At 68.6% G+C, this 7,360-nt stretch carries 5 protein-coding genes and 2 pseudogenes; 1 reads left to right on the top strand and 6 read right to left on the bottom strand.

Annotation, left to right across the window (positions count from 1 at the left end):
• A partial coding sequence (locus tag G205_RS11395; RefSeq protein ID WP_009358089.1) for a hypothetical protein occupies window positions 1-846 on the bottom strand: 846 nt, incomplete at its 3' end.
• 259 nt (window positions 847-1,105) lie between these two features.
• On the opposite strand from G205_RS11395, the gene G205_RS11390 reads away from it, so the two are divergent.
• A complete protein-coding gene (locus tag G205_RS11390; RefSeq protein ID WP_009358088.1) occupies window positions 1,106-1,690 on the top strand; it encodes a MarR family winged helix-turn-helix transcriptional regulator in 585 nt (194 codons plus the stop codon).
• Here the strand turns inward: G205_RS11390 and G205_RS11385 are convergent, their stop codons facing one another.
• From G205_RS11385 to G205_RS11365, 5 genes and pseudogenes are all read right to left on the bottom strand, one after another.
• The gene (locus G205_RS11385; protein ID WP_009358087.1) at window positions 1,691-2,026 is read right to left on the bottom strand and encodes a hypothetical protein; all 336 of its coding nucleotides are present in this window, start codon (window positions 2,024-2,026) and stop codon (window positions 1,691-1,693) included.
• 46 nt (window positions 2,027-2,072) lie between these two features.
• Entirely contained in the window at window positions 2,073-3,329 is a 1,257-nt protein-coding gene (locus G205_RS11380; RefSeq protein ID WP_009358086.1) for a D-arabinono-1,4-lactone oxidase, read from the bottom strand.
• A 97-nt stretch (window positions 3,330-3,426) separates the two neighbouring features.
• Window positions 3,427-4,290, bottom strand: a complete 864-nt coding sequence (locus tag G205_RS11375; RefSeq protein ID WP_009358085.1) for a pentapeptide repeat-containing protein — start codon at window positions 4,288-4,290, stop codon at window positions 3,427-3,429.
• 193 nt (window positions 4,291-4,483) lie between these two features.
• A pseudogene (locus tag G205_RS11370) lies at window positions 4,484-6,248 on the bottom strand (amidase).
• Window positions 6,249-7,319: pseudogene (locus G205_RS11365) on the bottom strand (agmatine deiminase family protein); the annotation flags it as partial.
• Window positions 7,320-7,360: the final 41 nt, after the last annotated feature.

Below are 7,360 nucleotides of genomic sequence, written 5' to 3'. Positions count from 1 at the left end.
GTTGCCGCCCTTCCGTTGACCGGTAGGTGCCGTCAGCAGCACGGTAGCTGCCGTCCTCATCCCGGTAGGGTCATCCTCGAAGCGGAGCGGGGTGTCCTCCGTGGTTCCAGCCGGAAGGGTGGAGGTGGATACCGGCGCTCCGGTGCCCACTGTCGGTTCCGTGAAAAGATCGTCCGTGCCTGCGGCGTAGACCGTTTCCTGGCGGAGCGGTGCTGCCGGCGGGGTGGCCGCCTGCTGTGCCAGCGTGCCCGTCACTCCAGTGCTGGTCTCCGGTGCGCCTGCCGTGAGGCTCCGCGTAAGGCGGCCCGCCAGGACGCCGGCACCGGCCGCAAGCAGCAGGAACGTGCCGGGGCGGTTGCGGGCGAAGCGCTGGACCTCGGTCAGCATATCGCCGGGTTCCTTGTTCTCAAGCCACGATGCGACCGATTCACCGCGCTGGGCGGCCTGCCGAATGAGATCGCTGGCCATTCCCTGCTGGTCCGGGGCGGAGGCCATGCTTTGCAGCTGGCTGGACAGGGAGCGGATGCCCTCCGCTGCCTTCTGCTGCTGCGTGCCGGCCTGGCTGGTCAGGCCGGACTTTGCCTGGTTCAGCAGGTCCTGTGCGTTGTACTTCGCCTCGGCAGCCACGTTGGCAGCCTCACTCTTGGCCGTCTGGGCGACCCCCTGGGCTGCGGTTGCTGCGTCGCTGGCTACATGCGAAGCCTCTTCCTTCGCCGCTTGCGTCTTGGAGGTGGAGGAGGTGTCCGCGGCAGCAGTCGTGTAGCTGCCATCAACTCCTGTGGCCTGTCCGGCGTACGGATCGGCCGGCGTGGTGTTCGGGGTCTGGGGCCATTGGTTCTCTGTCATCGGGCTCTCTTTCTCAAGGGTTAGCTGGCGATCAAGAACCAGCAGTGCTGGCGATTAGTAAGCATGGTTACTAACTAGATACTAAGCACACTTCCCTTTTGATGCGCAAGGGGCAGCGGCAAGCGCTTGTGATTTTGCGCGGCCGGGACGTGGGAGGATAGTAAGCCTACTTGCGAATTTGATGCTAAGCATGCTTATTGTAGGACCGTAGAGAAGCAAGTGCAGCAGCCTATTGCCACCTACAGGAAGGCCATGGCCGATGACGAGCAACCTTGATCCCGACGCCCGGAACAGCTACCGCCTCATCACGTTGGCGGCGCGGCTGGTCCAAAGGCGGCAGGATGATGCGCTGGCTCACTTGGGCCTGACGAGGGCTGCCGTTATTGCATTGGAGGGCCTGGCCCCGGGCCCGCTGAACCAGGAGCAGCTGGCCGACGCCATTCGGGTGCAAAGCCAGACGCTTGGCCGGATCCTTACCCGGCTGGAAGCAGCGGGGCATATCACCAGGACGCGGCAGGCAACAGACCGCCGGCAGCTCAAAGTCGAACTCACCGAAGCCGGACGCACGGCACTGGAATCGGCCCGGCATGCCGAGATCAATGCCTACCCGGATGACCCCAGCATTGGCTGGAAAGTGCTGCAGGACGAGCTGACCAAGTTCGTCAGCGCGCTGCCGGCAAACCGGCATCCGGAAGTGCTCCCCTTCGTGGCGCCGGACCACCGGACGCGGCGGCCGCACACGCCCAAGACTGGGGGCCGGCGCGGGCCGGGCGAGGAATTGGCCCAGGAGCCACAGTCCGATGCGCAGCCGGCTAGGGCCGTGGACCCCGAGCGGAAAGACTAGCTAAGCCGGGCAGGCGTCCTTCAATGCCTCGACGGACTCTTGCGGCACCTGGTCGCCGGCCTCCGCAATCTCGCCCAGCGGCGTCGTAATTTCCGCGGGAACCCCTGCCGTGCGGGCTGCAGAAACCAACCCGGCAAGGACCTGCTTGTCCTCCACGCTCACCAGTCCGTCCTGGACCACGGCACAGATCTGCCGGTTCACTTCGTCCGCGGCCGCCGTGGCAACTTTAGACGCGGCATCGTTGGCGGCATCGGTGGCAGCTTCCTCCACGGCACCGCAGCCGGCAAGCAGCAGCATCAGGGGGACGGCGGACAGGGCGGCGAGGCGGCGTTTCATGCTTCAAGCCTAGCCGCTGCTCCGCCGCCGCCCCGAGCGGGCAAAATCAGCGCGGGCTGGCCGCCGGCACCCCGAGTACGGTGTCCAGCAGCCCGTTCCGGAACTTTCCGTCAGGATCGTGCGCTGCCGCCAGCGAGCGGAACCCTGCAAAGCGGGGGTACAGCTGCTCCCAGTCATGGCCGGCGGGTGAGAACAGCTTGCCCCAGTGCGGGCGGGCCCCGAAGGGACGGAGCCGGTCCTCGAGTTCGGGAAGGAGGGCCTCCACCTCCGGCTGCAGGGGCTTCCAGGTGAAGTGCAGGGCGGCGCTCTGTTGGCGGTAGAACGGGCTGAGCCAGAAATCGTCGGCCGCGCCGGTGCGGATCTCCGAGACGAACAGCAGGGGTGCCAGCTTGTCTGCGAGCCCCCGCACCGCCTCGATGGCGGCGGGTGCGTGCTCCAGCGGAAGGATGAATTCGCTTTGCAGCTCCTCGCCCTTGCTGGGCGTGAACTCGTGGCGGAAGTGCGGCAGCCGGTCCAGCCAGGGGCCGGGCTCATCCATCTGCGGCGTGCAGTTTTCCGCGGACATGTCCGGCAGCGGGTGCCGGGGCCGGGCGGCGGCCGTAGCACCGAAGAGGCCGGCCAGGGGCGGTTCCTCGTCGAGAGCCTTGAGCCAGACCTGGCTGATGGCGTCGCCGGCATAGTTGGTGAAGAGGCTTACGCTGTAGGCGCTGGACACCAGGGCCGGAAAGTTTTCCAGTGCGCGGTCCCACGGCAGGTCCTCGAGCACCCGCTGGCGCATCCGGAAGCTGGGCCGGACGGACAGTTCCAGGCCGGTGACGACGCCGAATGCCCCCAATCCCACCACGGCGGCCAGGAACTCGTCGCCGTCCCCGCGGGACAGGGTGGCCACGTCGCCGCCGGGCCGGACCAGCTCGATGGTCTGGACGGCGCCCGCCAGGGACTGGTTGCCGACGCCGGACCCGTGCGTGCCGGTCTGCACCGCGCCCGCCACCGAAATGTGCGGCAGGGAAGCCAGGTTATGGATGGCCAGGCCCCGCCTTTCCAGCGTCCGGCACAGCTCGCCGTAACTGACGCCGCCGCTGACGCGGACGGTGGCTTTCGCCGAATCGGGCTCGATCTGCCGGGGCAGGGCGTCCAGCAGAACGTGCACGCCATCCGTGTCGCCCACCGTGTTGAAGGAGTGCCGGGACCCCAGCGCCTTCACCCGGGGCGACCGGGCAACAACCTCGGCCAGTTCGGCCACGGACCCGGGCCGCTGCACCTCACGGGATGAGTAGTCGAGGTTTCCTGCCCAGTTCTTCATAAAGTCGGCTTTCGGTCGGCGGGGATGGCTCCCTCCACTGTCAGCGCTAACAATCGCGGTGTCAAGGCGGACAGCAGCCCGTCCGCCCCGCCGGGGATCAGGACCCCTTCCAATGGTCGGGATGGGCCAGCACCGGCGGGAGCAGCGTGGCGAGGGTTCCCCGGGCAGCGCTGACCTGCGCCTGGGTGAGGAACAGTGCGCTGGTGAGGTTGGCGCCGTCGAGCCTTGCATCGCGCAGGTCCGCACCCAGCAGGTCCACGCCCGCGAGATCGGTGTCGCGGAGGTCGGCCCCGATGAGGCAGGCGCCGCGCAGGTCCGCCCCGCACAACCGGCCGCCGCGCAGACGGGCACCCGCCAGGTCGGCACCGGCATGCAGCCGGCCGGCCCCGGGATCACCGTCCGCGGCGAAATAGCCGGCCCGGATTTCCGCGCTGACCTCACCCAGCACATCGCGGGCCCGGCCGTGAAGGACGTCGAGGTCAAGGTCCAGCAGGTCCTGGAGGGTTCCGTCCGCCGCGGAGGCCAGCTCCTCCCGCAGTTCCCGCACCTCGGCAGCAGTGTCCGGGCTGAACACCCGTGCCTCGGCCCCGGCCAGGTGCCAGAGCATCTCATGCAGCTGCTTCATGATCTTGAAGGCCCCGAACATGGCAGGCCCGGACTGCGGGCTGGCACGCCAGCTGACACCCTGGAACAGGCCCTGGCTGACTGCCTGGCCGGCACCGAAGCAGTCAAAGACAGTGCAGCCCCGGAAGCCGCGGGGCCGCAGCCGGTCATGGATGGTGCAGGAGAAGTCCGCCCCGAGGTTGGGGCACGGCGAGGCCGGCGGTTTGTCGATGGCAAAGTCCGCCGAGCGGGTAAAGCCGAAGGCTGTACAGCACAGCGCGAAGCAGCGTGAGCAGTCAGCCCGCAGCCGATTCTGATCTGGGACCGGGGCGGTGGTGCCCGGGGGCAGGATGTTCATGGTGTCTCCCGACGATGGTTCCGGTTGGGGTGTGGGGAGGAGGGGAACTCGTCGTGGAGTTCCCCTCCGGGGCACGCGGAATCACCGCTCCGAAGGGGAGCGACGGGAGGAAGCAGCGGAGGCTGCGGGTCACAGGCAGGATATGAAGATCACTGCCTCCAGAATATCCGTTTCCGGGGGTGATGCCAGGAGATCAGGCGCCAGCGGCAGGGGTGCGCGGCGGCGGGACGCGTCGGCTGCCGGTGGCCTCGAAGGCCGCGGCCAGGTGCAGCAGTGCCGAATCGCTGTACGCCTTGCCGGCGAAGGTGAGGCCAACCGGCATGGCGATGTCCGGTGCCAGTCCCATAGGTACTGTGACCGTGGGGATGCCGAGGTGCCGGGGCACCAGGTTCCCGTTGGCCACCCACACGCCGTTGCGCCAGGCGAGGTCAGCCGAAGCTTCGTTGACGTCTGCGTCCGCCCGGCCGATGTCCGCGACTGCCGGGAAGACGACGGCGTCCAGGCCAAGCCCGTCCATCCACTCTTCCAGGTCCACCCGCCGCGTTTCCTCTAGCCCCTTCAGCCTTCTTCGAGGTGGGGGATGTCCGCGAGGGAGGGGACCCCGTGCTTCCGGATCCAGGCGGGGTAGTCGCTGATGTCGTCGTCGAACCCGTCGTACCGGTCCGGCAGGGAACCGTCCGGAGCGGGGAAGATGGCGGCACCGTCGACGTCGGCCAGCCGGTTCAGGTGCGGGTCCCCGTTGGCGTCGAGGAAGTCGTGCCATGACCAGGCGGAGAGGTCCACGATTTCGCGGCGCAGGTAGTCCGGCGACACCAGGCCGCGGGTGGCGATGGTGGGCGCGCCGGGGCGGTCGCCCTCATAGTTGGACACCACCGGGAAGTCGACCTCGACGACGTGGGCGCGGCGGCTTCCAGGTCTCGCCGCGCGGCGTTCCACAGCTCGATGAAGGACTGCCGGGTTTCGATGCGCTGCCCGGTGGGGCCGCCGATCCCGCCGGCGGGTGCTGTTCCGGCCTCCGGGTCCGCGTTGATGTACATCCGGGGGATCCCCAGCCGCTTGCCGGCGAGCACACCCCTGGCGGCTGCGCTGTCCGGGACCGCGAGCTCCAGGTAGGAGGCCGGCCGCACCTCGGAGGCCTTGGGAACCGGCACCCACTGCTGGACCCGCCAGAAGTCGCCCCGGGTCTGCGCGTCGTCCGCCACCACGGCGTCCAGGACCTCCAGCAGGTCGTCCATGGTCCGGGTGTGCGGCACCACCACGTCCATGGTGGGGACCAGCGGCCAGTTGCCCCGGACGGAGATCACGCCGCGTGAGGGGGTGTAGGCGCAGAGGGCGTTGTTCGACGCCGGCGCCCGGCCTGATGACCAGGTTTCCTCCGCGAGCCCGAAGGCGGCGAAGCTGGCGGCCGTGGCCGTGCCGGAGCCGTTGGAGGACCCGGAGGCGAAGGCGGCGGTGAGGTAGTCCGCGTTGTACGGGCTTTCGGCGCGGCCGTATACGCCGCGCTGCATACCTCCGTTGGCCATGGGCGGCATGTTGGTCAGCCCGATCAGGACGGCACCCCCGGCGCGCAGCCGTTCAATGGTGAAGGCGTCCTTCTGGGCCACCAGGTCCTTGAAGGCGGGAGATCCGGCGGCCACCGTGAGGCCGCGGGCCTGGTAGCTGTCCTTTGCGGTGTAGGGGATGCCGTCCAGGGGTCCCAGGGTGGCGTTCCGGGCGCGGCGATCGTCGGATGCCTTGGCGTCGGCGAGGGCGTCCGGGTTCATCACCACCAGCGCATTCAGATGTATTCCGGAGCAGTCATACTTCTCGATCCGCGCCAGGTACAGCCGCACCAGTTCCTCGCTGGTGACCTCCCCCGACTCCAGTGCCTCACGGAGTTCACTGATGGAGGCCTCGACGACGTCGAAGCGGGCCTTTGTGCCGGTGTGCCGGCTGTTTCGGCGAGCCTCATGCCGCACCTCCCGCGCTGCCGGCTGCTGCTGGGTGATGCAGTGGATGCCGCCGCCGAAGGCGAAGATGTCGCGGGCGTCCACCAGTTCCACGGTGCGGCCGGGGTAGGCACGCTCCAGGATGCCGGCGGCGATGGCGTCGTTGGGATCATCGAAGGCGCACAGCACCACCACGTTGTTTGCCACGTAGTGGTTGATGTAGGACCAGTCCACGAAGCCTTCGTCGTCCTTGAGCGTGGTGGGGGCGGGGACGTCAATGATCCGGAGGGGCCGTCCCTGCGCATCCAACTGGCTGGCGAGAGCTGCCTTCAGCTGCAGGTAGACGGCGTGGTCCGGGTGGGAGGGGTCGTCCTGCCGGTGCAGCAGGATAGTGCCGGGACCGGCGAAGGCGGCCACGATGTCCACGTGCCCGCGGGTGCCGAACTCGTCGTAGTCGCGGGTGAGGCCGCGGGGCAGCCAGATGGCCCTGGTGGTGCCCAGCGCGGCATGGATCTCGGCCTCCACCGAGTCCTTGGTGGCTCCCGGGTTGCGGCCGGGATCAAGCTGGACGGTCTCGGTCAACAGCACGGTTCCTTCACCGTCCACATGGAATCCGCCGCCCTCGTTGACCAGGGAGCTGGACCTGACGGGAACGGAAGTCTCCGCCGCGATGGTGCGGGCAACGTCCTGGTCCTTGTCCCACGCGGCCCACTCCTGCGCGCCCCACCCGTTGAAGATCCAGTCCACGGCAGCCAGCGAACCGTCCGGCTGGTGCACGAAGGTGGGTCCGCTGTCCCGGAGCCAGGCGTCATCGAGGGGGACTTCGAGCACGGTGATGCCGTCGCCCAGCCATTCCCGGGCTGCGGTGGCATCGCGGGGATCGGCCACCACAGTGACGGGTTCGTAGCGGGCGATGGTCTGGGCCACCTTGGTCCAGGCGGCGCGCGCGCGGTCCAGGGTTGGACTTCCTACTTCGCCGAAGGTGTCGTTGGGCGGCGGGAAGGCCATCCAGGTGCCCTGGTGGGCGTCCCATTCAGCGGGCATGGACGTTGCCGGTGCCGGTTCGGTGGCGGCTGCGGTGGGGGCGGGAGCGGGTTTCATCGGTATTCCTGGGTCTTTCGGTCTGGCTTGTGGTGGGGAAA

It is taken from the genome of Arthrobacter nitrophenolicus (genome assembly GCF_000332815.1).
In the GTDB taxonomy this organism is placed as follows: domain Bacteria; phylum Actinomycetota; class Actinomycetes; order Actinomycetales; family Micrococcaceae; genus Arthrobacter; species Arthrobacter nitrophenolicus.
This window is presented reverse-complemented; position numbering and strand designations above follow the sequence as displayed.

Excerpts from the sequence above, each read along its gene's own strand:
- G205_RS11390 (WP_009358088.1), top strand. The coding sequence starts at position 1,106 with ATGACGAGCAACCTTGATCCCGACGCCCGGAACAGCTACCGCCTCATC.
- G205_RS11385 (WP_009358087.1), bottom strand. The coding sequence starts at position 2,026 with ATGAAACGCCGCCTCGCCGCCCTGTCCGCCGTCCCCCTGATGCTGCTG.
- G205_RS11380 (WP_009358086.1), bottom strand. The coding sequence starts at position 3,329 with ATGAAGAACTGGGCAGGAAACCTCGACTACTCATCCCGTGAGGTGCAG.
- G205_RS11375 (WP_009358085.1), bottom strand. The coding sequence starts at position 4,290 with ATGAACATCCTGCCCCCGGGCACCACCGCCCCGGTCCCAGATCAGAAT.